Genomic DNA, 26704 nt, shown 5'->3' on the forward strand with positions numbered 1-26704 from the left:
CCGCGCCTCAGCTGAGACTCGCGGCATAGGCGAGGCAGACATAGGGGAGCTCGTACACCACGGGCTCCCCTTCTGCGTGCCCGGGCGTCGCGTGCCCGGAAGCGAGGGCGAGTTCGCGGCCCTCCCCCGTGAGGAACTCGCGCAGATTGCCCTCGACCCGGGCGCGCGTGCGCTCATCGCCGCGCAGCCAGTAGGTGCGGGTGGCCGCGAGAGCGACGAGATCGCCGACCGTCATCCCGGGTGTGGAGAAGCGGAATTCCGCCGCGCGGACCGGGCCGAATCCTGTGAGCTCGGGCCGCCACTGCGGGCGGTACACATCGCCGGCGTGCATGATCCGCGAGAGCCGCAGCACCCATTCGATGCGCACGTCGAGCTGGTTGAGCACGATCACGACTGCGCCGGGACGCCGCAGCACGCGGCGGAACTCCGCCGAGGCGGCCTCGGGGTCGAACCAGTGCCACGCCTGAGCGACCGTGATGAGAGAGGCCGATCCCTCGGCCAGCGGCAGGGCCTCAGCGGTGCCTGCCGCCGTGGGCGTCGGATGCAGCTCGAGGAGCGCGGGATCCGGGTCGACGCCGAGGACCTCCCAGCCGCGTGCCCGCAGGCCGGCGCCGAACAGGCCGGTCCCCGCACCGACGTCCACGCACGCGCCGGGGACCGGGACGGAAGCCTCACGCGCGAAGCCCTCAGCCCAGCCGTACACCGGATCGGGATAGGCCGGCCGGATCCGGTGGTAGAGCTCGGCGGAGCGACCGAAGGCCGTGCCGTACGCGTCCTTGGCCGCGGCGTCGAGCCGCGGCCTGCGCGCACGCTGGCCCGTGCCCGCCCACAGGTCTCCGTCCTGCCGGCTCACTGCTGCTCGGTGAGCGTGAACTCCGCATCGAAGCGCGTGCAGAGGTCCCGCAGCTTCTCGACGAGGGCATCCGCGAGCGGGATGCCGTGGGCCTCGCGCTCGGCGCGGGTGAGGAAGTCGCGGTCGCCCGTGGCCTGCACCGGGGCCGCGGGGTCCGTCGGCTCCATGCCGCGGATGGTCTCGCGGAGCTCGCGCACGTAGTCGCTCGCGTCGACGGGGGCGCCGAAGAACGCCGGGTCGATCGCGAGGAAGAAGTAGCCGATGTCCTGGTAGCCGTCCACATTGCCCGGCTGTCCCGCACCGGGCAGCGCGGCGGAGAGGATCTGGACCATCGTGGCGAGTGCCGAGCCCTTGTGGCCGCCGCCGAAGAACGTCGCACCGCCCAGCGGCAGCAGGCCCACTCCCCCGTCCTTGCCGAACTCGAGGCGCTCGTACACCTCGCCGGCATCGTAGATCGGCCTGCCGTCCGGGTCCGCGACCCATTCCGCCGGCAGCGGCTCGCCCTTGAGGCCGTAGACCTTGACCTTGTTGAGCGGCACCACGCTCGTCGCCATATCGACGAGCACGGGGTCCTCACCCGGCACGGGAGCCGCGAAGGCGATCGGGTTGGTGCCCATGAGCGGGTACTTGGCCCCGTGCGGGATCTGGAGGGCGTTGGCGGTGGAGCACAGGGAGATGCCCATGAGCCCGGCCTCGGCGGCCATGCGGGCGTAGTAGCCGGCGGCGCCGTAGTGGTTGGTCCGGTTGACGACGCCGATGCCCACGCCGAACGACTTCGCCGCCTCGATGGCCTTCGTCATCGCGAGATGCGCGCCGGTGTGGCCGAACGCCCGCATCCCGTCGATCCGGGCGACGGCTCCGGCGGCATGCGCGACCTCGGGCTGAGCGGTGGGCAGCAGATTGCCGTTCTCGATCTCGGAGGCGTAGTAGGGCAGCATCGAGATCCCGTGGGAGTCGACCCCCATGAGGTCCGTGTCGTACATGACCTCGGTACAGATCGCACGTGTGCTCTCGTCCGCTCCCAGGCCATTCAGGACTGAGTCGATCTGGGCGCGGACGGTGTCAGGTGCATAGCGCTTCATGCGCCCCAGGATATCCGGCGCCGCCTGCCGCGGCCGGGCCTCTCATTCACTAAGATGGCGGCCATGTCCGCAAGCGATGGAACCGCAGCCTCCCCCTCCCCCGCAGAGCTCTCCGCCCGCCTCGAGCAGGCCGGCGCCGAATACGAGCGGCTCGCCTCCCTGGGCCTCGCCCTCGACATCACCCGCGGGAAGCCTTCGGCCGCCCAGCTCGATCTCTCGAATCCGCTCCTCACTGCGGTCGACGGCGAGAGCTTCCGCGCGGCGGACGGCACGGACACGCGCAACTACGGCGGGGCCGAGGGACTGCCCGAGCTGCGGGAGATCTTCGCGCCGCTCCTGCAGGCTCCCCCCGGCCAGCTGCTCGCCCAGGGCAACTCCTCGCTCACGCTCATGAAGGACGCGCTCACCTTCGCCCTCCTCCACGGCCGCCCGGACTCGCCCGAGCCCTGGGCGCGGACGGGTGCGCCGGTGCGCATGCTGTGCCCGGCACCGGGCTACGACCGGCACTTCGGCCTCGCAGAGTCCCTCGGCTTCGAGCTGGTGCCGGTGGATGCGGACGCCGAGGGGCCGGACCTGGAACAGGTCGCGACGCTCACGGCCGACCCCTCCGTCAAGGGCATCTGGCTCGTGCCCGTCCATTCGAACCCCACAGGCGTCTCCCTCTCGGCCGAGCGCACGCGCGCGCTCATGGCCCTCGAGACCGCCGCGCCCGATTTCACGGTCATGTGGGACAACGCCTATGCGCTCCACCACCTCCGGGAACCGCACCCTGAGCCGGTCGACGTCCTCGGCCTCGCGCGCGAGGCCGGGCATCCCGATCGGCCGCTCGTCTTCGCCTCGACCTCGAAGATCACCCACGCCGGGGCCGGGGTCGCGTTCTTCGCCGCCTCGGAGCGGATGACGGAGTGGTTCCTCGCCCACACGGGGGCCGGTTCGATCGGCCCGGACAAGGTCAATCAGCTCAGGCATGCCCGCTTCTTCGGCTCCTCCGAAGGCGTGCTCGCGCACATGCGACGCCACGCGGAGCTGCTGGCGCCCAAGTTCGCCGCGGTGGATGCGGTCTTCGCCCGTGTGCTCGGGCCCGAGGGCCTCGCCGCCTGGACGAACCCCGGCGGCGGGTACTTCATCACGCTCGCGGTCCGCCCCGGCACCGCCTCGCGCGTCGTGAAGCTCGCGGGCGAGGCCGGCGTCAAGCTCACCCCGGCCGGTGCCACACACCCGTACGGCCTCGATCCCGATGACGCGATCATCCGCATCGCCCCCTCCATGCCTCCGCTCGAGGAGGTCGAGGCCGCCGCCGAGGTGGTGGCCGCGTGTGTGAGGCTCGCCGCCTACGAGGCGGTCGCCTCGGGAGCGTGAGCCCTACCGTTCTCCCAGCGGGACTGTGATCTCCGAGGCAATCGGTTGAAGCCTGAACTTTCCGCTCCTAGCCTCGTGGGGTGACTTCGCAGCCCCCCGCTCTCTCGGACCAGCGCTCCGCCCGGCGGTCCCGGAACCCGTTCGCCCTGCTGGCTCGCGTGCCCTTCGGCTGGCAGGTGCTCACCGGCCTCGTCCTCGGCGTCGTCCTCGGTCTCGTGGCGGCGGGCATCGGCGAGGTGCCGGGGACCGGCGAGAACGGCGGGCCCGGCCCCAACGCTCTCATGATCGTCCTCGAGACGATCGGCTCGATCTTCGTCACGCTGCTCAAGGCACTCGTCCCGCCGCTCATCTTCCTCGCGATCGTGAGCTCGATCGCGAATCTGCGGCAGGTGACCAACGCCGCCCGGCTCGCATGGAAGACGCTGGTGTGGTTCGCGCTCACGTCGCTCATCGCGGTGGCCATCGGGATCGCTCTCGGCATCCTCACGACTCCCGGCGCGCGCACCGGGGTGGATGCCTCGGCCGCGGAGGCCTCGCAGACGCAGGGCGGCTGGCTCGACTTCCTCGTAGGGCTCGTGCCCGCGAACTTCATCGGGCTCGAGGGCTCCGCGGGGGACGACGGCACCCTGTCCCTGAGCTTCAACGCACTGCAGATCCTCGTCATCTCCATCGCCGTCGGCATCGCCGTGCTCAGCGTCGGCGAGAAGGCGGATCCGTTCCTGCGCTTCACCTCCTCCGCGCTCGCGATCGTCCAGAGGCTCCTGTGGTGGGTCATCCGGCTCGCGCCCATCGGCACGGTGGGCCTCCTGGGCAATGCCGTGGCGAGCTACGGCTGGGCGGCCATCGGCCAGCTGGGCGTCTTCACGGCGGACGTCTACATCGGCATGCTCGTCGTGGCGCTGCTCGTCTACCCTGTGCTCCTGCGCGTCTCCGGGCTCTCCGTCCGCTCCTTCCTCCGCGGCGTGTGGCCGGCGACGTCTCTGGGCTTCGTCTCCCGCAGCTCCCTGGGCACCATGCCGATGACGCAGACGGTCACCGAGCGCATGGGCGTGCCGGCGCACTACGCCTCGTTCGCCGTGCCGCTGGGCGCGACCACCAAGATGGACGGCTGCGCGGCGATCTACCCGTCGCTCGCGGCGATCTTCGTCGCGAACTTCTACGGCGTGCAGCTCACTCTCACGGACTACCTGCTCATCGTGCTGGTCTGCGTGCTCGGATCTGCGGCCACCGCCGGGATGACGGGGGCGACCGTCATGCTCACCCTCACCCTCTCCACGCTGGGCCTCCCTCTCGAGGGTGTGGGCCTGCTGCTGGCGATCGACCCGATCCTCGACATGGGCCGGACGGCGCTCAATGTCACCGGGCAGTCGCTCGTCGCGGTGATCGTGGCAGCGCGCGAGAAGATCCTCGACCGCGAGGCCTACGCAGCGGCGGCCCGCCGGTCGTTCGCGGGAGAGGATGCCCCGGCGGGCGAACAGCACGTGCGCACGCACTGACCCGGGAACTCCTCACGTTTCGGTAACGCCCCCTGGTCCGCCGGTTCCCGCACCTGAGAGACTGCTGTCCAATCCCAGACAGCTGGGTGGACACGTGCTGTGCGCACCGGTCACAGAGGAGACAGGGACGATGAAGACCCGCAGATCCATGACACTGGCAGGCATGATCGCCGCCTCCGCCCTCGTCCTCACCGCGTGCGGTGAGACGGAGGCGGGGCAGGCGCAGGGCGACGCGGACGCCGGTGCGGCCGAGGAGGGGACGGACTGGTCGGACTGCACACCGGGCGAGCAGTCAGCGGAGGTGGATCTCGCCGCCGAGGAGGACAAGGAGATCAGCATCGCGGCCTTCAACGGCTGGGACGAGTCCTTCGCCGCGGCGCACCTCACCAAGTACGCGCTCGAGGAGGAGGGCTACTCCGTCACCATCGAGGGCTTCGAGGCCGGACCCGGCTACACGGCGGTGGCCGAGGGCGACATCGACTTCCTCATGGACGCGTGGCTGCCGGTCACGCACGAGGACTACATCGCGCAGTTCGACGAGCAGCTCGAGGCTTCCGGCTGCTGGTACGTGCAGGCGGCCAACACGATCGCCGTGAACGAGGACTCCCCCGCGCAGTCGATGGCCGACCTCGCAGAGATGGCCGATGAGCACAACAGCACGATCGTCGGGATCGAGGCCGGGGCCGGACTCACCCGGCAGACGCAGGACATCATGATCCCGACCTACGGGCTCGAGGACTGGGAGTTCAAGATCTCCTCGACACCTGCCATGCTCGCCGAGCTCAAATCGGCGACGGATTCCGGTGAGAACATCGTCGTCACGCTGTGGCGTCCGCACTGGGCCTATGACGCCTTCCCGATCCGGGACCTCGAGGATCCGGAAGGTGCGATGGGCGCGGCCGAGGTGATCTACAACTTCGCGACCGCGGGCTTCGGCGAGGAGCACCCGGAGGTCTCGCAGCTGCTGAAGAACCTCGTCATCAGCGATGAGAACCTGGCGAGCGTCGAGAACGTCATGTTCTCCGACGAGAACTACGGCGGTGAGAACCTCGACGAGGCCGTGGCCGAATGGGTCGCGGACAACCCCGAGTTCATCGAGGACTGGAAGGCGGGCGCGCTCACCTGACGGCAGGTTCGGCTGATCGCCGAGATGCCCGGATCAGACGCCGAAGGGCGGGGACCCCGTGGGGGTTCCCGCCCTTCGGCTGTGCGACGAGCGCGCCTCAGCTCACTTCTTGCCGTAGTCGTAGAAGCCGCGGCCGGTCTTCACGCCGAGCAGCCCCGCATCGACCATGCGCGAGAGCAGGACCGGCGGCTTGGCGGCCGGATCTCCGGTCTCCTCGTAGATGCTCCGGCCCACGAAGAGGCACGTGTCCAGTCCCACCCTGTCAGCCAGGGCGATGGGCCCCATGGGGTGGGCGCAGCCGTTGACCATCCCGAGATCCACGTCCTCCTTCGTCGCCCGCCCAGACTCCACCATCCTGATCGCGGAGAACAGGAAGGGGATGAGCAGGGCGTTGACGACGAAGCCCGGCCGGTCCTGAGCCCGGATCGTCACCTTGCCGAGCACCTCGGAGGCGAACGCCTCGACCTCGTCGACGACGGCGGGGTCCGTGAGCTCGGAGACGACGAGCTCCACGAGCGGCTGGACCGGCGCGGGGTTGAAGAAGTGGATGCCCAGCACCCGCTCCGGCCGCTTCGTCGACTGCGCGAACCGGACGATCGGCATCGAGGACGTGTTCGAGGCGAGAATCGCGTCCTCGTCCTTCACGATGGCGTCGAGCTCGGCGAAGATCGCCTTCTTGATCTCCTCGTTCTCGCTCGCCGCCTCGATGACGAGGCGGCAGTCGGCGAGATCCGCGAGATCCGTCGTGAAGGTGAGCCGGCCGAGTGCGGCGTCCCGCTCCTCGGCGGAGAGCTTGCCGCGCTCCACTCCCCTCTCCAGGCTCTTCTCGATGCGCCCCCGCCCGGCCGCGACAGCCTCGGCGCTGATGTCCCGGACGACCACGATCAGGCCTGCCCGGGCGAGCACCTCGGCGATGCCGGATCCCATGAGTCCGGAGCCCACTACCCCGGCGCGTTCGATGGTCATATGCCTATCCCTTTCGTCGTTCCTGCACCCACATCAGAAGCAGTGCTCACATCAGAACCATTCGGCCTGACGGATCGCCCGCAGCGCCTCGCGGCGCCGCTCCTTGGGCAGCGTCTCGACGTACACGGTGCCGTCGAGGTGGTCGGTCTCGTGCTGGAGCATCTGGGCGAACACGCCCTCGCCCTCGATCCGGACCTCCTCACCCTCGACGTCCACACCGCTCACCGCCGCGTGCTCCCACCGGGGCGTGGGGAACCACAGCCCCGGCACGGAGAGGCAGCCCTCGTCGATGTCGCGCAGCTCTCCCCCGGTCTCGACGACCACGGGGTTGATGACGTGGCCGATGCGACCGTCGAGGTGATAGGCGAAGATCCGCCTGCTCACCCCGATCTGCGGTGCCGCCACCGCCGCACGCCCCTCGGGGGCGGCGGTGGCGGCGAGATCGTCCACGAGCGCCCGCAGCGCATCGTCGAAGACGGTGACCGGCACGCAGACGCTGCGCAGCACCGGATCGCCGTAGTGCCGGATGGCCCGCTCAGGCATCGACCACCACGACCAGGTCGCCGCCCTCGAGCTGCTGCACGGGACCGATCGCGAGCCGCGAGACGGTGCCGTCGATCTGCGCCGTGATGGAGGCCTCCATCTTCATCGCCTCGATGGTCGCGACCGTCTGCCCGGCCTTCACCGCATCGCCCACCGCGACCTGGAGCGTCACGACGCCGGCGAAGGGGCTGGCCACATGGCCGGCATTGTCCGGATCGGCCTTCTCCGCAGTCGCGACGTCCACCTCGACGGAGCGATCGCGCACCGAAATCGGCCGCAGCTGGCCGTTGAGGGTGCACATGACGGTCCGCATGCCCCGCTCATCGGCCGAGCCCACCGCCTGGATGCCCACGAGCAGGGACTTGCCCCGTTCGATCCGCACCGTGTGCTCCTCGCCCTCGGCCATCCCGTAGAGGTAGAGCTGCGTGTCCAGCACGGACAGATCGCCGTAGGCCTCACGGACCCGCGTGTACTCCTTGGTGGGCTGCGCGAACAGGAGACGGTTCAGCGTCTCCTGCCGGGTGCGGCCCGGCTCGGCCAGCAGCGCCGCGTCCTCCTCCGGGAGATCGGCCTCCGGCGCCCTGTGCGTCCGGCCGGCCAGCGCCTTCGTGCGGAAGGGCTCCGGCCAGCCGCCGGGAGGATCGCCCAGGTCACCGGAGAGGAAGCCCACGACGGAGTCGGGCACGTCGAAGCGCTCGGGATGCTCCTCGAACTCCTGCGGATCCGCGCCGACGGCCACGAGGTGGAGGGCGAGATCGCCGACGACCTTGGACGAGGGGGTCACCTTGACGAGGTGGCCCAGCAGCCTGTCGGCCGCCTCGTACATCGCCTCGATCTCCTCGAACTTCTCCCCCAGGCCCAGCGCCACCGCCTGCTGGCGGAGGTTCGAGAGCTGCCCGCCGGGGATCTCGTGCCGGTACACGCGCCCGGTCGGACCGGGCAGTCCCGATTCGAAGGGCCGGTAGACATTGCGCACGGCCTCCCAGTACGGCTCCAGGTCGGAGACCGCGGACAGGCTCAGCCCGGTGTCGCGCTCGGTGTGCTCGAGCGCGGCCACGAGGGCCGAGAGCGAGGGCTGGCTCGTCGTGCCCGACATCGCCGCGCTCGCCGCGTCGACGGCGTCCGCGCCCGCGGCCGAGGCCGCCATGAGCGTGGCGAGCTGTCCGCCGGCCGTGTCATGGGTGTGGACGTGGACCGGCAGGTCGAAGCGCTCGCGGAGCGCGGTGACGAGCTTCGTGGCCGCCGCCGGCCGCAGCAGGCCGGCCATGTCCTTGATCGCGAGCACGTGCGCGCCGGCCTCGACGATCTGCTCGGCCAGGCGCAGGTAGTAGTCGAGGGTGTAGAGCTCCTCGGCCGGGTTGAGGAGGTCGGAGGTGTAGCAGAGCGCGACCTCCGCGACCGAGGTGCCGGTCGCCCGGACCGCGTCGATCGCCGGCCGCATCTGCGAGACGTCGTTGAGCGCGTCGAAGATGCGGAAGATGTCCACGCCCACCTCGGCGGCCTCGGCGACGAAGGCGTCCGTGACCTGCGTGGGGTAGGGCGTGTAGCCCACGGTGTTGCGGCCCCGCAGCAGCATCTGGAGATTGATGTTGGGGATCGCCTCGCGCAGGCGGCCCAGCCGCTCCCAGGGGTCCTCTCCCAGGAAGCGCAGCGCGACGTCGTAGGTCGCCCCGCCCCAGCACTCGACGCTCAGCAGCTCCGGGGTGAGCCGGGAGAGGTGCTCGGCCGGCGCCAGGAGGTCCTTCGTGCGCACGCGCGTGGCGAGCAGGGACTGGTGCGCATCGCGGAATGTCGTGTCCGTGACCGCGAGCGCAGACTGCGCGCGCAGCGCCTGCGCCCAGCCCTCCGGTCCGAGTTCGGCGAGCTGCTGACGGGAGCCGGCCGGCGCCTCGGGCACCCCCCCGAGGGAGGGGAGCTTGACGGCGGGATCGATGCTGAGCGGCGCGCGCCCGTGGGGGCGGTTGACCGTGACATCCGCGAGGTAGTCGAGGATCTTCGAGCCGCGGTCGGCGCCCGAGCGGGCCTCGAGCAGGTGGGGGTGGTCGTCGATGAACGTCGTCGCGAGATCGCCGGCTCGGAACTGCGGCTGGTCGAGGACGGCCTTGAGGAAGCCGATGTTCGAGGCGACGCCGCGGATGCGGAACTCCGCGAGCGCACGGCGGGCGCGCTCGACGGCCTGGGTGAAGGTCCGGCCCCGGGTGGTGCACTTGACGAGCATGGAGTCGAAGTGGGCGGAGACCTCGGCGCCGGCGTAGGCCGTGCCGCCGTCCAGCCGCACGCCCGCGCCGCCCGCCGAGCGGTATGCGGTGATGACGCCGGTGTCCGGCCGGAACGAGTTCGCGGGGTCCTCGGTCGTGATGCGGCACTGCAGTGCGGCACCCTTGATGTGGACGGTGTCCTGGGACAGCCCGATGTCCTCCAGCGTCGCACCGGAGGCGATGAGGAGCTGGGACTGGACGAGGTCGACGTCCGTGATCTCCTCCGTGACGGTGTGCTCGACCTGGATGCGCGGATTCATCTCGATGAACGCGTGCTTGCCGGCGCGGGGGCCCGCCGTCTCGAGGAGGAACTCGACCGTCCCGGCGTTCTGGTAGCCGATCTCGGACGCGAAGCGCAGCGCATCGGCACGCAGCGCATCGGCGACCTCAGGGGCGAGATTGGGCGCCGGCGCGATCTCGACGACCTTCTGATGGCGGCGCTGGATGGAGCAGTCGCGCTCGAACAGGTGGATCATGTTCGAGTCGTTGTCCGCGAGCACCTGCACCTCGATGTGGCGGGGGCGCTGGACGGCCTGCTCGATGAAGACGGTCGGGTCCCCGAAAGCGCCCTCGGCCTCGCGCATCGCGGCCTTGAGGGCCTCCACGAGCTCGCCGTGCGAGTCGACCCGGCGCATGCCGCGGCCGCCGCCGCCGGCCACGGCCTTGACGAAGAGCGGGAACTCCATGCCGGAGGCCTCGGACAGCAGCTCGTCGATGTCCGCCGAGGGGCGCGTCGAAGCCAGCGTCGGCACGCCCGAGCGGCGTGCGGCATCGAGCGCCTGCACCTTGTTGCCGGCCATCTCGAGGACGTCGGCGCGCGGTCCCACGAAGGTGATCCCGGCAGCCGCGCAGGCCCGGGCGAGCTCGGGGTTCTCGGACAGGAAGCCGTACCCGGGGTAGACGGCGTCCGCCCCGGACTCCTTCGCCACGCGCATGATCTCGGCGACGTCGAGGTAGGCGCGGACGGGGTGGCCCTCGGAGCCGATCTGGTAGGCCTCATCGGCCTTCAGGCGATGTTCGGAATTGCGATCCTCGTATGGGAAGACCGCGACGGTCTCCGCGCCCAGCTCGTAGGCGGCGCGGAATGCGCGGACCGCGATTTCACCGCGGTTGGCGACTAGCACCTTTCGGAACATTCGAACTCGTTTCTCTCCGGCACCGCACACTCGCGCGGCGCTGTTCAGCGGAACAGGGCCACTCTACAAGTGGGCTGCGCCACGTCGCGGGCGGGGTGCCCGGGGCCCTTCCGGAGCACGCACGGTGCCGTGTCCGCGGCCTTGGCTAGGGTGAGGCGCATGCGGATCCTCCACACCTCCGACTGGCACCTGGGCCGGCGCATCCACGGCTCCGGCACGGAGGCGGCCCACGCGGCGTTCATCGACTGGCTCACCGCCCTCGTCGCGGACCGCGGAATCGATGCCGTGCTGGTCTCCGGAGACGTCTACGACCGGGCGATCCCGCACCCGGACGCACTCGCCCTGTGGGACCGCGCGACGTCGGCGCTGCTGACCGCCGGCGCCCGGATCATCGCCACGAGCGGCAACCACGACTCGTTCATCCGGCTGGGAGTGGGCAGGCGGCAGCTCGACGGCGCCGGCCTGCACCTGTGCACGCGGCTCAGCGACATCGTGCGCCCCGTGCGGCTGGACTACGAGGGCCGGGAACTGGCACCGGACGATCCGGAGCCGGGCGTCTCCTTCCACGGCATCCCCTATCTCGAACCGGCGCTCGTATGGGAGCGGCTGGGAGCCGCGGCGCGCACTCACACCGCCGTGCTCACGGCTGCGATGGATCGGATCGGAGCGGTGCGGCCGGAGCGGGACCGGCTCATCGTCCTCGCGCACGCGTTCGTGGCAGGGTCGGCCGCGAGCGACTCCGAGCGCGACATCTCGGTGGGCGGGGTGGGCCTCGCGCCGCTGTCGGTCTTCGCGAACTGCGATTACGCCGCCCTCGGCCATGTCCACCGTCCGCACGACCTCGCCGCACACGTGCGCTATTCGGGCTCCCCGCTGCCCTTCTCCTTCGGGGAGGAGGATACGCCCAAGCGCGTCGTCGAGATCGAGCTGACAGGCCCCGACTCCGCCCCCGTCCTCACCGACCATGCAGTCCCCGAACTCCTGCGCCTGCGCACGCTCTCGGGCACGCTCGAGGGGGTGCTCGCCGCCGCTCACGAGCACGCGGACGCGCTCGTGAGCGTCGAGCTCACGGATCCGGGCCGCGTCCCCGGCGCGCTCGAGAGGCTCAGGCAGGCCTTCCCCGGTTTCATCCGGATGTCGTGGACGGGCCTCGCAGAGCGGCCCGTCGCGCCCGTGCACACGGCGGCCTCGGCCGCGGCGCGGACCGACACCGAGGTCTTCGGCGAGTTCTACGAGACCCAGCGCGGCATCCCCGCACCCGCCCACGCTCTCGAGCGCTTCGAATCCGCCCTCGCACAGGTGCTGAGCCAGGCGGAGAGCGGGGGCCGGGCATGAGACCGCACCTCCTGGAGATCGAAGGATTCGGCCCGTTCGCGGACCTGCAGACGATCGACTTCGACGCGGCCGGGACGGACGGCATCTTCCTCATCGCCGGCCCCACGGGCGCGGGCAAGACGACGATCCTCGACGCCCTGTGCTTCGCCCTGTACAACACGGTGCCGGGAGCCCGCGGAGCGGCCAAGGAGCTGCGCTCGACCCACGCCGCCCCCACCGTGCCGACCCGTGTGCGCCTGGAGTTCAGCGTGGACGGCCGGCGGTTCGGGGTCGAGCGCTCGCCCCAGTACGAACGGCCCCGCAGACGCGGGACCGGCACGACGACTCAGCCCCATCGCGTGGCGCTGAGCGAGCTCCGCGCGGACGGCTGGGCGGGGATCGGCCGCACCGCACAGGAGGTCCAGTCCTTCCTGCAGGAGGCGATCGGGCTGAGCGCGGCCCAGTTCACCAAGCTCATCCTGCTCCCGCAGGGCGAGTTCTCAGCCTTTCTCCACGCCGACCCCGGTGAGCGGGAGGCCATTCTCACCCGGCTCTTCTCCACCGAGCACCTCGCCGAGGTCGAACGGGTGCTCGCGGACCGCGCCGCAGAGGCCCGCCGCGGCAGTCAGTCCGCCGAGGAGCGCAGACGCTTCCGGATGGAACAGGCCTCCCAGGCGGCCTGGGAAGCCCTGCCCGCACCATCGGCAGGCGGCACCGAGCTCGACGACCTGCTCGCGCACCTCGGCCTCGCCCGGACGCTGGCGCAGGAGGCCGCCGAGGTGTGCGCGCACACCGCAGCGCTGGCGCAGGAGTTCGCCGAGGCGCATGCCGGAGCCGCGGCCGCGCTGCGCGACCGGACGACGGACCGGACCGCCCTCCGCGAGCTGGAGGCGGCACTGTCTGCCTGGGAGGCCGGACGCGAGGCACGGGAGGAGGCAGGCAGTCGGCTCACGCTCGCCCGCGCCGCCGCACCCCTGCTCCGGCTGCACGACGAGGCCGAGGAGGCCCGGGGCCAGGAGGAGGCCCGCGCGGCAGAGCTGCGGCAGGCACATGAGCGGCTCGTCCGGGCGCTGCCCGAGGGGTGCCCGCTCTCCTCACCCGAGGAGCTGGTCCCCGCGCTCCTCGCACAGGCGCGCACCGCCGCCGAGGAGATCCGGAACCGCCTGGACCGCCTCGCGCAGCTGCGGGCCGAGCGCGCCTCGGCCGCAGACGCGGCCGAGCGGGCCGAGTCGGCGCTCGCCGAGGCGCGGACCGCGGTGGAGGCCGGGCAGGAGGCGCAGTCCGCGGCCGCCTCCGAGGAGCGCGCCGCCCTGGACAGGCTCGAGACGCTCGCTGACGCCGCCGTTGTCCTCGAGGATCTGCGGGCCAGGCGAAGGGCGCTCGAGGCCCGCACCCGAGCCGCCGCCGAGGAGGCGCAGGCCGCGGAGGCCTGCGCCGCGGCAGCGCGCGAAGCAGAGGCCGCGGCGCTCGAACTCGCCCGCCTGCGCCGGGCGCTGCGGGAGAGCCTCGCCGGCCGACTCGCCGCGGATCTGGGCGAGGAGGAACCCTGCCCCGTCTGCGGCAGCTGCGCCCACCCCTCCCCCGCACCCCTCCCCGAAGCTGCACCGGACCCCGAGGAGGAAGAGGCGGCCGCGGCCGCCGAGCGCCGGGCCGCTGAGAGCCTGGCAGCAGCCCGCGAGCGCCTCGAGGTCGCGCGCCGGACGCATTCCACCGCGCAGCGGGAGGCCGCAGGCATCGATCCCGCACGCCTCGAGGACGATTTGCGGACCGCACAGGAGCGCGCGGAGGAGAGGACGCGCCTCCTCGCTGCCCGGCCCGCGCTCCGGGAGCGCTGTGCCCGTCTCGAAGCCGCACTCGATGCGCATCGACAGGCGCTCGCAGAGGCCGAGGCCCGCGCGGCGGCCGCGGCGACTGAGCACGCACGGACCGAGGCCCGCGTCTCGGAGGCCTCCGGCGAGGACAGGGAACCGCCCGCCGCGCTCACCGCGCTGGGTGTCTCCGCTCCCGCGCAGGCGGACGAGGCCGCCGGTCTGCTGCGGACGCTCGAGGAGATCGAACGGCACCGGCAGGAGTGGTCCGCGGCCGCGAAGTCCGTCGATGGGGCCGCCCGCACCCTCGCCCTCCGCCGGCGGGACCTCTCCGAGGCGCTCGGGGCCTCGCCCTTCGCCTCCGAGGAGGAGCTGCTGGCCGCGGCCCGGCTGCCACTGGCGGAGCTGGAGGCCGCCGCCGAGCAGGAGGCCCGGCAGGCGGCGCGCCTCACGGCGCAGGGCGACGACCCGCAGATCGTGCGCGCCCGCGGGGACACCGCCTCGGAGACCGGGCTCGCGCAGGCGCTGGACCGGGCGGAGGAGCTGGCTGAGCGCTGGCGAGCCCGGCGCACCGAGGCACAGCACCGGCACGCGATCGCGGCCGACAGGGCGGAGCAGGCCGCGGCCGAGGTCCGTTCCGCGCAGGCCGAGCAGGTCAGGGAGGAGGCGCAGCTGCGGGAATGGCTGCGCGACACGGATCTCGCCGCGCTCGTGCAGGGCACCAGCAGAGAGGCCGCGCAGCGCATGTCGCTGTCCTCGTACGCGCTCGTCGCCATCTTCGCCGAGGTCGCGGCCCAGGCCTCGCACCGCCTGCTCGCGATGACGGCCGGCCGGTACCGGCTGGTCCACACCCTGCGCCACGGCGCCAGGGAGAGGCGCGCCGGCCTCGGCCTCAGGGTCGTGGACACCTTCACCGACCAGGAGCGCGATCCGCGCACACTGTCCGGCGGCGAGAGCTTCATGGCCGCGCTCGCCCTGGCACTGGGCCTCGCGGACACGGTGCGCGCCACATCGGCGGGCACGGAGCTGCAGACGCTGTTCCTCGACGAGGGATTCGGCACACTCGACCCGGACTCCCTCGCCGATGTCCTCGCCGTCCTCGACGGACTGCGCACCGGCGGCCGCACGATCGGGATCATCTCGCACGTGAGCGAGATGCGGCAGACGCTGCCCACCCGCCTCGTGGTGCGGCCGGGACCCGCCGGCTCCTCGATCTCCGCGGAGTGACACAGGGCACCGCGTTCGCGGAATGGGCTCCCCTATCCGCTACGGTAGATCCCGTGCTCGTCATCAGTGTCTCCAGCCTCAAAGGAGGCGTCGGGAAGACTTCGGTCGCGCTCGGCCTCGCCTCCGCCGCGTACAACCGCGGTCTGCCCACCCTCGTCGTCGACATGGATCCGCAAGCGGATGCGTCGACGGGACTCGACGTGCCGGTGACGACGCCTCTGGACATCGCAGATGTGCTCGCCGCGCCCAGGACGAAGATCATCTCGCAGGCGATCGTGCCCTCGGGCTGGTCCGGGGACGCCGCGGGCGCCCTCGACGTCATCCCGGGCAGCCCGCGCGCGGCCGAGTTCGACCGTCCGACTCTCTCCGAGCGCTATCTGCGGCGGCTCAGCGAAGCGCTCACGACGGTCGCCGACGACTACCGCGTCGTCATCGTCGACTGCCCCCCGTCCATGAACGGCCTCACCCGGGCGGCGTGGATGGCCAGTCAGCGCGTGGCCGTCGTGACCGAACCGGGTCTCTTCTCGGTCGCGGCCGCGGACCGGGCGCTGCGAGCGATCGCGGAGCTGCGGCGCCGCGGGGCCCCTGACCTGCAGCCGCTCGGCATCGTGCCCAACCGCGTACGGACGAAGTCGCGCGAGCACGAGTACCGGATCGAGGAGATGCGCGACATGTTCGGTCCGCTCGTCCTCAGTCCTCCCATCCCCGAGCGCACCGTGCTGCAGCAGGCACAGGGCTCGGCCCGCCCCATCCACGCGTGGCCGGGCAAGATCGCCGGCGATCTCGCCGGCGCCTTCGACACCCTGCTCGATCGGGCGCTCCGGACCTCGACGATGCGCAGCCGGACACCGCGCTCGGCGCCCGAGGCCGGCGGGAGCGAGCAGGGCGAGCAGCCGCCGGCCGCCCCCGGACAGGCAGCCGACCACCGCTGAGCTGCACAGTCGGCCTGCGCGCCGGTACGGCAGATACGACAGGGCCCCGCCGGACTCTCATGTCCGGCGGGGCCCTGTCTGCCGCAGGCTCTCCGCTGCCGAGCTCCCGCCTCAGCCCGCGCTGCGGGCCCGGCGCGCGGCCAGCTCGTCCATCTCCTGCGGCCGGATCTCATCGGCCGGACGCTCGCTGGGCAGCTCGGAAAGGGTGCCCTGCACCTCGCGCCACACATGGCCGACCGCGATGCCGAAGACGCCCTGCCCGCCCTGCACGAGGTCGATGACCTCGTTCGCCGAGGTGCAGGCGAAGACGCTCGAGCCGTCGCTCATGAGCGTGATCTGGGAGAGCTCCTCCACGCCCTGGTTCTGGAGGTGGCCGACCGCGACGCGGATCTGCTGGAGGGAGACGCCCGCGTCGAGGAGGCGCTTGACGATCTTCACGACGAGCACATCGCGGAAGCTGTACAGACGCTGCGAACCCGAGCCGGTCGCCGCACGGATCGAGGGGACCACCAGCGCGGTCCGCGACCAGTAGTCGAGCTGCCGGTACGTGATGCCGACGACCTTGCACACGGTGGGTCCGCGGTAGCCGGCCTCGTCGTCGAGGACCGGTATGTCGTCGTCGAAGAGCAGACCCTGTGCGCCGCTGGGCACGGGCCTGTCCTGCGTCATCTCCTGTTCAGAGCGGTTCACACCGACTCCTCCTTCACACCCCAGGGGGAAGCTTGGCGACAGCGAGGCCTGTGGTGCTCAACGATTCTACACCTGCCTGCGCCGCACGCCGGGGTTACGGGCACAGGACGAAGCTACGCACTCACCGCAGCCGATGCACGGACCCCCGGGATAACGATTTGGGCGTGTCGCTGTTACCGGAGGAATCGAACGCGCCCGGAGCGGCGGCCAGCAGCCGGGCCCGGGGTGCGGCATAGACGCCCGTGTACTCCTGCCCGGACAGCCGCATGATCTCGTCCATGACCCGGTCCGTCGCCCGGCGCAGCGCGAAGCGGTCCGCCGCGGCCGCGGGATCGGGCCCGCCGAGCCGCAGGGGCTCGCCGAAGACCGTCCCCACCCTGCGGAGCCGCGGCAGGCGTGCTCCCGCGGGCCGCAGCCGGTCGGTGCCGACCACGGCCACGGGCACCACCGGGGCACCGGTGGCGAGGGCGAGGCGCGCGACTCCCGTGTGCCCGCGATGCAGCCGGCCGTCCGGGCTCCGGGTGCCCTCGGGGTAGATGCCGAGCACGGAACCCGATTCCAGGACGTCCTCGCCGAGTCCCAGTGAGGCTTCGGAGCCAGCGCCTCCGGCGCGGTCCATGGGCAGCTGGCCCGTCATCTCGAAGAAGCGCCGGGTGAGCGCACCGCGCACCCCGGGACGGCGGAAGTACTCGTCCTTGGCGAGATAGACCACGGGCCGGCGCAGCGCGAGCGGCACGAACACGGAGTCCATGAACGAGAGGTGGTTGGCCGCGAGGATCACGGGGCCGGAGTCCGGGACGTTGTCCACCCCGCGCGCCCACGGACGGAACAGGAGGCGCACCAGGGGGCCTACGAGTACGCGCTTGAGGAACCAGTAGAACACCGCGGGGGTCCATCCTTTCGGCCGGTGGCACGGGCGCCCGCACCTCCGCGGCGCCCGTGCCCTCACAGTACAGCGGGGCGCGGACGCGGCCGGGCTCCCCGACGGGGCGGTGTGGGAAGCTGGTGCCATGACGAATCCCCGCGCACCCTGGCTGCACGAGGGCCGGCCCGGATCGGCGGCGGTGCTGCTGCTCCACGGCTTCACGGGCTCGCCCGGTGCGATGATCCCCCTCGCCGAGGCGCTCGCCGCCGAGGACGTCACCGTCAGCGTGCCCCTGCTGCCCGGCCACGGCGGGACGTGGCAGGAGCTCGCGCGCACCGGCTGGGACGACTGGCTGGAGTGCGTGCGCCGCGAGTACGCGCGCCTCGCCGCCGGCCACCGGACCGTCGTGGTGTGCGGGCTGTCGATGGGCGGGGCGCTCGCATGCGCCCTCGCCGCCGAGCGCGGGCGCGCTGCGGGCCCCGCCGCGCTCGTGCTCGTGAATCCCGGGCTGCGGATCGACTCGCCGCTGGCGCCGCTCCTGCCGGCCCTCAGCCGGGTGGTGCCGAGCATCGGGGCCATCGGAGGGGACATCGCGGCCCCCGACGCCGTCGAGTACGCGAACGACCGCACCCCGCTCGCGGCGCTGGCCACCTACCACCGTGCGCTGCGGGATCTGCGTGAGCGGCTCTGGGCGATCCGCTGTCCCGTGACCGTGTGCCTCTCGGGTGCGGACTCCGTGGTCTCGCCCGCGAGCCACCGCATCCTCCGCAGCAGGCTGTCCGCACCGCTGCGGACGGTCGCCCTGCGCCGCAGCCGCCACGTCGCGACCCTCGACTACGACGCACCGGTCATCGCCGACGAGGTGCGCCGCGCCCTGAATGCTGCGGTGCAGGACCCGGAGCCCGCCCCGGAGCGGCCGCTGTGACCGGCCGCGAGCACGAGGAGGAGCCGGAGCGCCCCGAGGAGCTCCCGGCCGAGGACCGCGTGGCCGATGCGGACTGGCAGGACTTCGTCGACAGCATCCGGATGACGACCGCCCGGGGCTCGGAGATCGCCCCCGAGGAGGTCCGCGAGGCCCTCGACGACGAGGACTGGACGCCCCCGGAGCCCGCCCCCGTGGGCTGGCGCACCGCCTCCCCCGCACTCGTGCTCGGCTTCGTCGGCGCGCTCGGCGGCCTCGCGGCCCTGCTGCTGGGCGCGCTCTTCCTCCGGCCCTTCCCCGGCTGGGCGATGCTCGTGCTGCTCGCCGTGACGATCGCCTCGGCGGCGGTGCTCTTCACGCGCCTCCCGCGGGTCCGGGACCCGGGGGCGGAGGGCGGCGAGGTCTGAGCCGGCCGTCCGCGCGGACCTTCCGGGCGAGGGCCGTGTCCGCGCCCCGTGGCACGATGTGCACATGCGCTCTCCCCAGCCCGATGCACCGTTCGACCGCTCGCACACGCACGCGGGCGCCGGTCAGCTCTCCCTCGCGGATCTGGGCACGCCCCTGCGCACCGTCGACTTCGTCGTCGTGGACCTCGAGACCACCGGCGCCTCCGGCAATGCGAACGACATCACGGAGATCGGCGCGGTCCGGGTGTGCGGCGGCGAGGTCCGGGGCGAGTTCCAGACGCTCGTGAGGCCTGAGGGCACCGCGATCTCCCCCTTCGTGACCCGCCTCACGGGCATCACGAATGCGATGGTCGCGGATGCGCCGCCGCTCTCCGCCGTCCTGCCCTCTTTCCTCGAGTTCGCCGCGGGCGCCGTGCTCGTCGCGCACAACGCCCCCTTCGACATCGGCTTCCTGCGGCGGGCCTGCGCCCGGCTCGACTACCCCTGGCCGGCCCCGCGCGTCCTCGACACGGTCGTGCTGGCGCGCAAGCTGCTGCCGCGCTCGCAGGTGCGCGACCACAAGCTCGCGACACTGGCCCGGCACTTCAGCGCACAGGTCTCCCCCGACCACCGCGCACTGTCCGATGCCCGGGCGACGGTGGACGTCCTGCACGGCCTGTTCGGGATCCTGGGGTCCCATGGAGTCGAGACGCTGGAGGAGCTCGACACGGTGCGCGGGGCCGGCTGGTCCCGCCGCCGCAGGAAGACGCACCTCGCCGACGGCCTGCCGCACGCCCCCGGCGTCTACACGTTCCTCGACGGGTCCCGCCGCGTCCTCTACATCGGCTCCAGCGGCGATCTGCGCACGCGCGTGCGCTCCTATTTCACCGCGGGCGAGACCCGCGGCCGCATGACCGAGATGGTCACGGCGGCACAGGAGGTCACGCCCCTGATCTGCGCCACCGATCTCGAGGCGCGCGTCCGCGAGGTCCGCCTCATCGCGGAGCTCGATCCCCCCTACAACCGGCGCTCCCGGGGGCCGGAGAGACGGCACTGGCTCGCGCTCACGCCGGAGGCGTTCCCCCGGCTGTCCGCCGTGCGCACCCTGCGCGGCCGCGATCCCGGCGCCGTGCTCGGGCCGTTCAGGCGCCGCAGGCAGGCCGAGGCGGTGAAGAAGCTGCTCGAGCAGTGCCTGCCGCTCAAGACCTGCACGGCGGACCCGCGGAGGGCCGGGTTCTCCCCGTGCTCGGCGGCGCAGGTCGGCCGCTGCCACGGCCCGTGCGCAGGCCAGCACGATCCGGCGGACTACCTCGCGGGGCTCGATCCCCTCTCCGCGCTTCTGGCCGGCCGCCCGAGCGGCTTCCTGCGCGCGGCCCGGGAGCGGATCGGCCGGCTCGCGGCGGAGCAGCGCTACGAGACCGCGGCAGAGGTCCGGGACGCCGTGAGCGCACTGCTCGGTGCCGCCGCAGCCGAGGAGGCGCGCACCGCCCTGCGGAGCGCACCGGAGCTCACCGCAGCCGCACCCCGGCCCCAGGGCGGCTGGGATCTCGCGATCGTCCGGCACGGCAGGCTCGCGGCCGCGGGCAGCAGCCCCCAGCGAGCCGCGGTGCCCTCCGCGCTCGTCGCGCTCGCGGCCTCCGCGGAGTACGTGCCGCCGCCCGAGGCCGCCGCACCGCACACCTGGGAGGAGGAGACCGATCTGCTGCTGGCCTGGCTCACGGACGGCCGGACCAGACCCGTGACGGCAGCGGCGCCGTGGGCGCAGGCCGCCGCGGGGTTCGGCAGGGCTCGCGCCCTCTGGCCCTCAGGACTGTGAGAGGCGGTGCGAGGCCTCGATCATGGCCTCGAGCTTCGCGGCCGCGGCGCCGGAGTCGAGGGTCTCCTCGGCGCGGACCAGAGCCGCAGCGAGGCGCTCGGACAGCGGGGCCTCGGCGTCCGGAGCGGCCGCAACGAGAGCCGCTGCCGCGTTGAGCAGGACGATGTCCCTGACCGGGCCGCGCTCGCCGGCGAGCGTTGCGCGCATCACCCGGGCGTTGTGGGCGGGATCGCCTCCCCGCAGATCGTCCTTCGCCGCACGCGGGAGCCCGAGGTCCACGGCGTCGACCACCTGCGGCGCGACCTCGCCGTCACGGATCTCCCACACATCGGTCGGCGCCGTCGTCGAGAACTCGTCGAGGCCGTCGCGCGAGCGGAACACGAGCGCGGAGTCGCCGCGGGCGGCGAGCACCCCGGCCATGAGCGGGGCCATGGCGGGATCGGCCACGCCGATCGCGGCCGCGCGGGTGCGCGCCGGATTCGTGAGCGGACCGAGGATGTTGAACGCCGAGGGCACCGCGATCTGCCTGCGCACCGGCGCGATGAAGCGCATCGAGGGGTGGTAGACGTTCGCGAAGGCGAAGGCCATCCCCACTTCGCGTGCGAGCTCACCCGACTGCTCCGGGGTGAGGTCGAGGGTGAGCCCCAGCTCCTCGAGCACGTCCGCGGAGCCCGAGGCCGAGGAGGTGGCGCGGTTGCCGTGCTTGACGAGGGGCTGACCGCTCGCCGCGATGACGAAGGACGCGGTCGAGGAGATGTTCACGGTCCTCGCGCGGTCGCCGCCGGTGCCCACGATGTCGACGGCGTGCGAGAGTCCCGGCAGCGGGACGGCGTGCTCGAACATCGAGCGCACGAGGCCGGAGATCTCCTCGACCGTCTCGCCCTTGCCGTGGTGCGCGACGAGGAAGGCCGCCATCGTCACATCCGGCACCTCGCCGGACATGATGCCGTCCATCGCCCACGCCGCCGTCTCCTCGTCCATGTCCCGTCCGGCCATGAGCCCCACGAGGAGGTCCGGCCAGCTCCGCACGTCCGTGAGCAGTCCGCCTCGGTCCTCGCGACGGGCGGAGCCGGCGGATGCCGGTGCGGACTGTGCGGGCTCGGCGGCCTCGCCGATGGAGAAGACGGACACGTGAGCACTCCCTCGCGTTGACTGCGTGTCTGGGCCCGCCGCGGCAGGCCCGTGAGAAGACTATCCAAGCGGCCGACACACCGTGTGCGCCGGGGTCGGCGCACTTTTCTCACAGATCTCCCAGGCTGGCGATCCGCGCCAGCTCGCGGTTCTTCCTACACGCCGTAGAAAAACTCGGCTCCGCAACCTGTGCGCAAGGTGAAATCCCCCTGCAAAACGGGTAATAATGGGGGCGTGTCAACCGTAGCTGCATCCACCTCAGCGCCAGTTCATCCCTCGGTGAACCGGCCAGATTCGACGACCGTGGGGTTCATCGTCTGGCTGGCCAGCGAGCTGATGTTCTTCGCCGCGCTCTTCGCCATGTACTTCACCATCCGCTCGGTGGTCCCGGACATGTGGGAGGTCGAGGCCGCCAAGCTCGACGTCCCCTGGGCACTGAGCATCACGATCATCCTCGTCGCCTCGTCGTTCACGTGCCAGATCGGCGTGTGGAAGGCCGAGCACGAGTTCAAGCCGTCCCGCACCGGCAGCCTGTTCGACATCAGGTCCTGGGGCATGATCGAGTGGTTCTACCTCACGTTCATCCTGGGCTCGGTCTTCGTCGCCGGTCAGGTCATGGAGTACGCCACGCTCGTCTCGCACGGCGTCGCGATCAACTCCAACGGCTACGGCTCGGTCTTCTACATCACGACCGGCTTCCACGGCCTGCACGTGATCGGCGGCCTCATCGCCTTCCTGTTCGTGATCGGCCGCGCGTACGGAGCCAAGCGCTTCGGGCACCGCGAGGCGACCTTCGCGACCTGCGTGTCCTACTACTGGCACTTCGTCGACGTGGTCTGGGTCGGTCTGTTCGCGGTGATCTACCTGGTCAAGTGACACAGGCGGACTGCACGACCATCGAAGACGCATCAGAAAAGGACACACAGTGAAGCTTCTCGCCACACGCCGTCGGCACCCGATGGCCCTCGTCGTTCTCCTGCTGGTGGGGCTGCTCCTCACGGGCGGCGCATACGCCCTCTTCTCCAGCAGCACCACCGCGAAGGCCGACGAGTACAGCGCCGCTGACATCGAGGAGGGCAACAAGCTCTTCGTCGCCAACTGCGCCACCTGCCACGGCATGAATGCCGAGGGCACGGAGAACGGGCCCGGCCTCATCGGGGTCGGCGCCGCAGCCGTCGACTTCCAGGTCGGCACGGGCCGTATGCCGCTGCAGATGCACGGACCTCAGGGACAGGTCAAGCAGCCGCAGTTCTCCGAGGAGCAGATCGCGCAGATGGCCGGCTACGTCGCCTCGCTGGGCCCCGGTCCCGCGGTCCCCGAGGAGGAGTTCCTCAACACCGCCGAGGGCGACGCCGCCGCCGGCGGTGGGCTGTTCCGCACCAACTGCGCCATGTGCCACAACGTGGTCGGCGCCGGCGGTGCCCTCACCCGGGGCAAGTACGCCCCCAACCTCTCCGAGGTCTCCGAGAAGCACCTCTACGAGGCCATGCAGACCGGCCCGCAGAACATGCCGATCTTCAACGACGCCAACCTCTCCCCCGAGGAGAAGCGCGACGTCATCACCTACGTCCGCGAGGTGTCGGAGGAGACCGCTCCCGGCGGCTTCAAGCTCGGTTCGCTGGGCCCCGTCTCCGAGGGCCTCTTCATCTGGTTCTTCGGGCTCGCGGCCGTCATCGGGATCACCGTCTGGATCACCGCGCGCTCCAAGTGAGCATTTCACCATCCGTAACGAGTTATAGACGAGGAAGCGAATGACCTCGAAAGAGCACAGCGGCGGCCACGGCGGCCAGCTCGAGGAGCTGAACGGGTTCGAGAACCCGGGCTTCGCGGAGCACAAGCCCCGCATCACGGACAGCAGTCCCGCCGCAGAGCGGACCGCGGAGCGTCAGATCGCGGCGTGGTTCATCCTCTCGATGATCGGAACCGTCTGGTTCATCGTCGCCTACTTCCTGTTCCCGGTCGGTGAGACGGCGCAGGTCCGCCTCCACACCATGTCCGTGGGTCTCGGTGCCGCGGTGGCGCTCTTCGGCATCGGCATCGGCATCATCCTGTGGGCCAGGACCCTCATCACGGACGCCGAGGTCGTCGAGGACCGGCATGACATCGCCGGCTCCGAGGAGGACCAGGCCATCGCGCTCGAGATCCTCGAGCAGGCGAAGGACGAGTCCGGCATCGCACGCCGGTCCCTCATCCGCAACACGCTCATCGCCGCCGTCGCCATCGCGCCGCTGCCGGCGATCCTCGTGTTCCGCGATCTGGGGCCGCTGCCCGGCGACAAGCTGTTCAACACGCTGTGGGACACGAACGTCCGCCTGTGCAAGGACATCGGAGGAATCCCGACGCGGGAGCAGCTGCACCCGCTCAAGGCCTCCGAGGTCACGATCGGCTCGGCCTTCCACGTCATCCCCGAGAACCTCGTGCAGGACGACCCCCACGGCGAGGGCGCCTTCCACGCACTCGACGAGAAGGCCAAGGCCGCCGTCCTCCTCATGCGGATCGACCCCAGCGAGCTCAACACGGATCCCGAGCGCGAGGACTGGGGCGTCGACGGCATCGTCGCCTATTCCAAGATCTGCACCCACGTCGGCTGCCCCGTCGCTCTCTACGAGCACCAGACGCACCACCTGCTGTGCCCCTGCCACCAGTCGACGTTCGACGTCACCAACCACTGCAAGGTCATCTTCGGACCCGCCAAGCGGCCGCTGCCCCAGCTTCCCATCTCTGTGGACTCGGAGGGCTACCTCGTGGCGCAGTCCGACTTCACCGAGCCCGTGGGCCCGACCTTCTGGGAGATCAACACGAGGGAGACCGGCGCATGAGCATCGCCACACAGCAGCCCACGACCGCCATCGGCAGGACCGCGGCCTGGACTGAGCAGCGCACCGGCGCTTCGAAGGCGGTGCGCGAGTTCGGGCGCAAGATCTTCCCCGGCCACTGGTCATTCATGCTCGGTGAGGTCGCGCTCTACAGCTTCATCATCCTGCTCCTGACCGGCACGTTCCTGACCTTCTGGTTCAAGCCGGCGATGGCCGAGGTCGTCTACCACGGCCCGTACACGCCGCTGCACGGCGTCGAGATGTCCGAGGCGTACCTGTCGACCCTCGAGATCTCCTTCGAGGTCCGCGGCGGCCTGTTCATCCGTCAGATGCACCACTGGGCAGCCCTGCTGTTCATGGCGGCGATGACGATCCACGCGCTGCGCATCTTCTTCACCGGTGCGTTCCGCAAGCCCCGTGAGCTCAACTGGGTCATCGGCGTCCTGCTGACGATGATCGGCCTCGGCGCCGGCTTCACCGGCTACTCGCTGCCCGACGACCTGCTCTCCGGCAACGGCCTCCGCATCATCGACGGCATCCTGAAGTCGCTGCCGCTGGTCGGCACCTACATCTCGTTCTTCCTGTTCGGAGGCGAGTTCCCCGGTGTCGACATCGTGTCGCGCCTGTACACGCTCCACATCATGATCCTGCCGGCGCTGCTCATCGCGCTGATCGGCATCCATCTCATGTTCGTGGTGATCCACAAGCACACGCAGTGGCCCGGTGCCGGGCACACGGAGAAGAACGTCGTGGGCGAGCCGGTGCTGCCCACCTTCGCGGCCAAGGGCGGCGGGTTCTTCTTCATGATCTTCGGTCTGCTGGCGCTCATCTCCTCGCAGTTCCAGATCCTCTCGCTGTGGAGCTACGGCCCGTACGACCCCTCCCCCGTCTCCGCAGGCACGCAGCCGGACTGGTACGTGGGCTGGGCCGACGGCATCCTCCGCATCATGCCCGGCTGGATGGAGTTCTACATCTTCGGGTACCCGATCAGCCTCAACATCAACATCGCGGTCGTCATCATGCTCTTCTTCTGGGGCATCGCGATGGTGTGGCCGTGGATCGAGGCCTGGCTGACGAAGGACAAGCGCGAGCACCACATCCTCGACCGCCCGCGCAACGCCCCGACCCGCACCGCCTTCGGCGTCGCCGCAATCGTGTGGTACTGCGTCATGTGGGCGGGCGCCTCGGGTGACCTCGTGGCCGTCTTCTTCCACATGTCGCTCAACGACATGATCTACATCTTCCGCGTCCTGTTCGTCTTCGGCCCGGTCATCGCGTTCTTCCTCACGCGTCGGATCTGCCTGAGCCTGCAGCGGAAGGACCGGGAGCTCGTCCTCCACGGTCACGAGTCCGGCCACGTCATCCGCCTGCCGCACGGTGAGTTCCAGGAGCGCCACAAGTCGCTCACGCCGCAGGAGATGTGGAAGCTCACCGCGTTCGAGGCACCTGCGCCCATCCCGGCCCAGCCCGGACCGGATGGGAAGATCTCCCGCTCCGAGCGCATCCGCGCACGGATCGCGAAGGCCTTCTACGAGGAGCGGGTCACCCCCGTCACGAAGGCCGAACTCGACGCCGCGCACCACGACCACCACGAGGTCGAGGGCGGTCACGACGAGGGTCAGATCGAGAAGTGAGCATGTCGTTCAGAGCGTGAGAGCTCAGTGCTCCGAGCTGCTGAACGGCAGAGACCGGCGGGCCCGGCGGGATCATCAGATCCTGCCGGCCCCGCCGTCATGTGCGCGCTGCCTCCTCTCCAGCGTTCGTGTCTCATTCTGCGTCGAGAAATCCTCATACGTTCGAAGCAGACAGAGACATGAGGCAGAGGTGAGACACAAAGGACGGTCTGGCAGCGCCGTTCCACACGGCACGCCCGTCCCCATCGCATCCTCGGCAGGGAGTCGCCTGCGCAGCGCATCGAAGCAGGACGCGTCCTGCACAGCTCCGGCCTCGAAGGCCGGTGCCGGTGATCTCCTCCTCA

Annotated in this window: 21 protein-coding genes; 13 read left to right on the top strand and 8 right to left on the bottom strand. The window is 71.2% G+C overall.

Annotated elements, in window-relative coordinates; all coding sequences use genetic code 11:
- Nucleotides 1–7 precede the first annotated feature (7 nt).
- Entirely contained in the window at nucleotides 8–853 is an 846-nt protein-coding gene (locus tag K318_RS20530; protein WP_051297738.1) for a class I SAM-dependent methyltransferase, read from the bottom strand.
- Nucleotides 850–1935, bottom strand: a complete 1086-nt coding sequence (locus K318_RS0108960; protein WP_029089250.1) for an Ldh family oxidoreductase — start codon at nucleotides 1933–1935, stop codon at nucleotides 850–852. Before K318_RS0108960 ends, K318_RS20530 begins: the two co-directional genes overlap by 4 nt.
- A gap of 63 nt (nucleotides 1936–1998) precedes the next feature.
- Between K318_RS0108960 and K318_RS0108965 the strand changes: the two genes are divergently transcribed.
- The 3 genes from K318_RS0108965 (at nucleotide 1999) to K318_RS0108975 (ending at nucleotide 5916) form a co-directional block, all read left to right on the top strand.
- Entirely contained in the window at nucleotides 1999–3294 is a 1296-nt protein-coding gene (locus K318_RS0108965) for an aspartate aminotransferase type Ic (protein WP_029089251.1), read from the top strand.
- Nucleotides 3295–3374: 80 nt separating this feature from the next.
- Nucleotides 3375–4790, top strand: a complete 1416-nt coding sequence (locus tag K318_RS20535) for a dicarboxylate/amino acid:cation symporter (RefSeq protein WP_051297739.1) — start codon at nucleotides 3375–3377, stop codon at nucleotides 4788–4790.
- Between the two features lie 130 nt (nucleotides 4791–4920).
- Complete coding sequence (locus K318_RS0108975) at nucleotides 4921–5916, top strand: glycine betaine ABC transporter substrate-binding protein (RefSeq protein ID WP_029089252.1); 996 nt, start codon at nucleotides 4921–4923, stop codon at nucleotides 5914–5916.
- Nucleotides 5917–6018: 102 nt separating this feature from the next.
- Here K318_RS0108975 and K318_RS0108980 read toward each other — a convergent pair whose 3' ends face one another.
- From K318_RS0108980 to K318_RS0108990, 3 genes are read right to left on the bottom strand one after another with little or no spacing between them, the layout of a single operon-like run.
- Complete coding sequence (locus K318_RS0108980) at nucleotides 6019–6882, bottom strand: 3-hydroxybutyryl-CoA dehydrogenase (protein WP_029089253.1); 864 nt, start codon at nucleotides 6880–6882, stop codon at nucleotides 6019–6021.
- A 51-nt stretch (nucleotides 6883–6933) separates the two neighbouring features.
- Nucleotides 6934–7425 carry a peptide deformylase gene (locus K318_RS0108985; RefSeq protein WP_029089254.1) on the bottom strand — a complete coding sequence of 164 codons (492 nt, stop codon included), beginning with the start codon at nucleotides 7423–7425 and terminating at the stop codon, nucleotides 6934–6936.
- Nucleotides 7418–10819, bottom strand: coding sequence for a pyruvate carboxylase (locus K318_RS0108990; RefSeq protein WP_029089255.1), 3402 nt, complete (start codon nucleotides 10817–10819; stop codon nucleotides 7418–7420). The genes K318_RS0108985 and K318_RS0108990 overlap by 8 nt, the downstream gene beginning before the upstream one ends.
- A 159-nt stretch (nucleotides 10820–10978) precedes the next feature.
- Between K318_RS0108990 and K318_RS0108995 the strand changes: the two genes are divergently transcribed.
- From K318_RS0108995 to K318_RS20540, 3 genes are read left to right on the top strand one after another with little or no spacing between them, the layout of a single operon-like run.
- On the top strand, nucleotides 10979–12154 hold the full coding sequence (locus tag K318_RS0108995) for an exonuclease SbcCD subunit D (protein ID WP_029089256.1): 1176 nt from the start codon (nucleotides 10979–10981) through the stop codon (nucleotides 12152–12154).
- Nucleotides 12151–15168, top strand: a complete 3018-nt coding sequence (locus tag K318_RS0109000; protein ID WP_029089257.1) for an AAA family ATPase — start codon at nucleotides 12151–12153, stop codon at nucleotides 15166–15168. The genes K318_RS0108995 and K318_RS0109000 overlap by 4 nt, the downstream gene beginning before the upstream one ends.
- A gap of 53 nt (nucleotides 15169–15221) precedes the next feature.
- Nucleotides 15222–16100, top strand: coding sequence for a ParA family protein (locus tag K318_RS20540; RefSeq protein ID WP_084499895.1), 879 nt, complete (start codon nucleotides 15222–15224; stop codon nucleotides 16098–16100).
- A 111-nt stretch (nucleotides 16101–16211) separates the two neighbouring features.
- Here K318_RS20540 and K318_RS0109010 read toward each other — a convergent pair whose 3' ends face one another.
- Nucleotides 16212–16769, bottom strand: coding sequence for a MerR family transcriptional regulator (locus K318_RS0109010; RefSeq protein WP_084499908.1), 558 nt, complete (start codon nucleotides 16767–16769; stop codon nucleotides 16212–16214).
- A gap of 142 nt (nucleotides 16770–16911) precedes the next feature.
- Nucleotides 16912–17673, bottom strand: a complete 762-nt coding sequence (locus K318_RS20545) for a lysophospholipid acyltransferase family protein (protein ID WP_084499896.1) — start codon at nucleotides 17671–17673, stop codon at nucleotides 16912–16914.
- Between the two features lie 127 nt (nucleotides 17674–17800).
- Here K318_RS20545 and K318_RS0109020 point away from each other — a divergent pair, with 127 nt between their 5' ends.
- The 3 genes from K318_RS0109020 to K318_RS20555 all read left to right on the top strand — a co-directional run bounded on the left by K318_RS0109020 (nucleotide 17801) and on the right by K318_RS20555 (nucleotide 20779).
- Nucleotides 17801–18580, top strand: a complete 780-nt coding sequence (locus tag K318_RS0109020) for an alpha/beta hydrolase (RefSeq protein WP_051297740.1) — start codon at nucleotides 17801–17803, stop codon at nucleotides 18578–18580.
- Nucleotides 18577–18984, top strand: a complete 408-nt coding sequence (locus K318_RS20550; protein WP_051297741.1) for a hypothetical protein — start codon at nucleotides 18577–18579, stop codon at nucleotides 18982–18984. The genes K318_RS0109020 and K318_RS20550 overlap by 4 nt, the downstream gene beginning before the upstream one ends.
- Before the next feature lie 64 nt (nucleotides 18985–19048).
- A complete protein-coding gene (locus tag K318_RS20555) occupies nucleotides 19049–20779 on the top strand; it encodes a DEDD exonuclease domain-containing protein (RefSeq protein ID WP_051297742.1) in 1731 nt (576 codons plus the stop codon).
- Here K318_RS20555 and trpD read toward each other — a convergent pair.
- Nucleotides 20768–21820, bottom strand: coding sequence for an anthranilate phosphoribosyltransferase (gene trpD / locus K318_RS0109035; protein ID WP_029089260.1), 1053 nt, complete (start codon nucleotides 21818–21820; stop codon nucleotides 20768–20770). The genes K318_RS20555 and trpD overlap by 12 nt on opposite strands.
- A 324-nt stretch (nucleotides 21821–22144) precedes the next feature.
- On the opposite strand from trpD, the gene ctaE reads away from it, so the two are divergent.
- Genes ctaE through qcrB form a run of 4 tightly spaced genes read left to right on the top strand, consistent with a single transcriptional unit; the run spans nucleotide 22145 to nucleotide 26360 of the window.
- Complete coding sequence (gene ctaE / locus K318_RS0109040; RefSeq protein ID WP_211233309.1) at nucleotides 22145–22786, top strand: aa3-type cytochrome oxidase subunit III; 642 nt, start codon at nucleotides 22145–22147, stop codon at nucleotides 22784–22786.
- A gap of 49 nt (nucleotides 22787–22835) precedes the next feature.
- Nucleotides 22836–23621: a cytochrome bc1 complex diheme cytochrome c subunit gene (gene qcrC, locus K318_RS0109045; protein WP_029089262.1), complete on the top strand. Its 786-nt coding sequence runs from the start codon at nucleotides 22836–22838 to the stop codon at nucleotides 23619–23621.
- 40 nt (nucleotides 23622–23661) lie between these two features.
- A complete protein-coding gene (gene qcrA / locus K318_RS0109050) occupies nucleotides 23662–24729 on the top strand; it encodes a cytochrome bc1 complex Rieske iron-sulfur subunit (RefSeq protein WP_029089263.1) in 1068 nt (355 codons plus the stop codon).
- Nucleotides 24726–26360: a cytochrome bc1 complex cytochrome b subunit gene (gene qcrB / locus K318_RS0109055; RefSeq protein ID WP_029089264.1), complete on the top strand. Its 1635-nt coding sequence runs from the start codon at nucleotides 24726–24728 to the stop codon at nucleotides 26358–26360. Before qcrA ends, qcrB begins: the two co-directional genes overlap by 4 nt.
- The last annotated feature ends 344 nt before the right edge of the window (nucleotides 26361–26704 follow it).

It is taken from the genome of Brevibacterium album DSM 18261, assembly GCF_000426445.1.
In the GTDB taxonomy this organism is placed as follows: domain Bacteria; phylum Actinomycetota; class Actinomycetes; order Actinomycetales; family Brevibacteriaceae; genus Brevibacterium; species Brevibacterium album.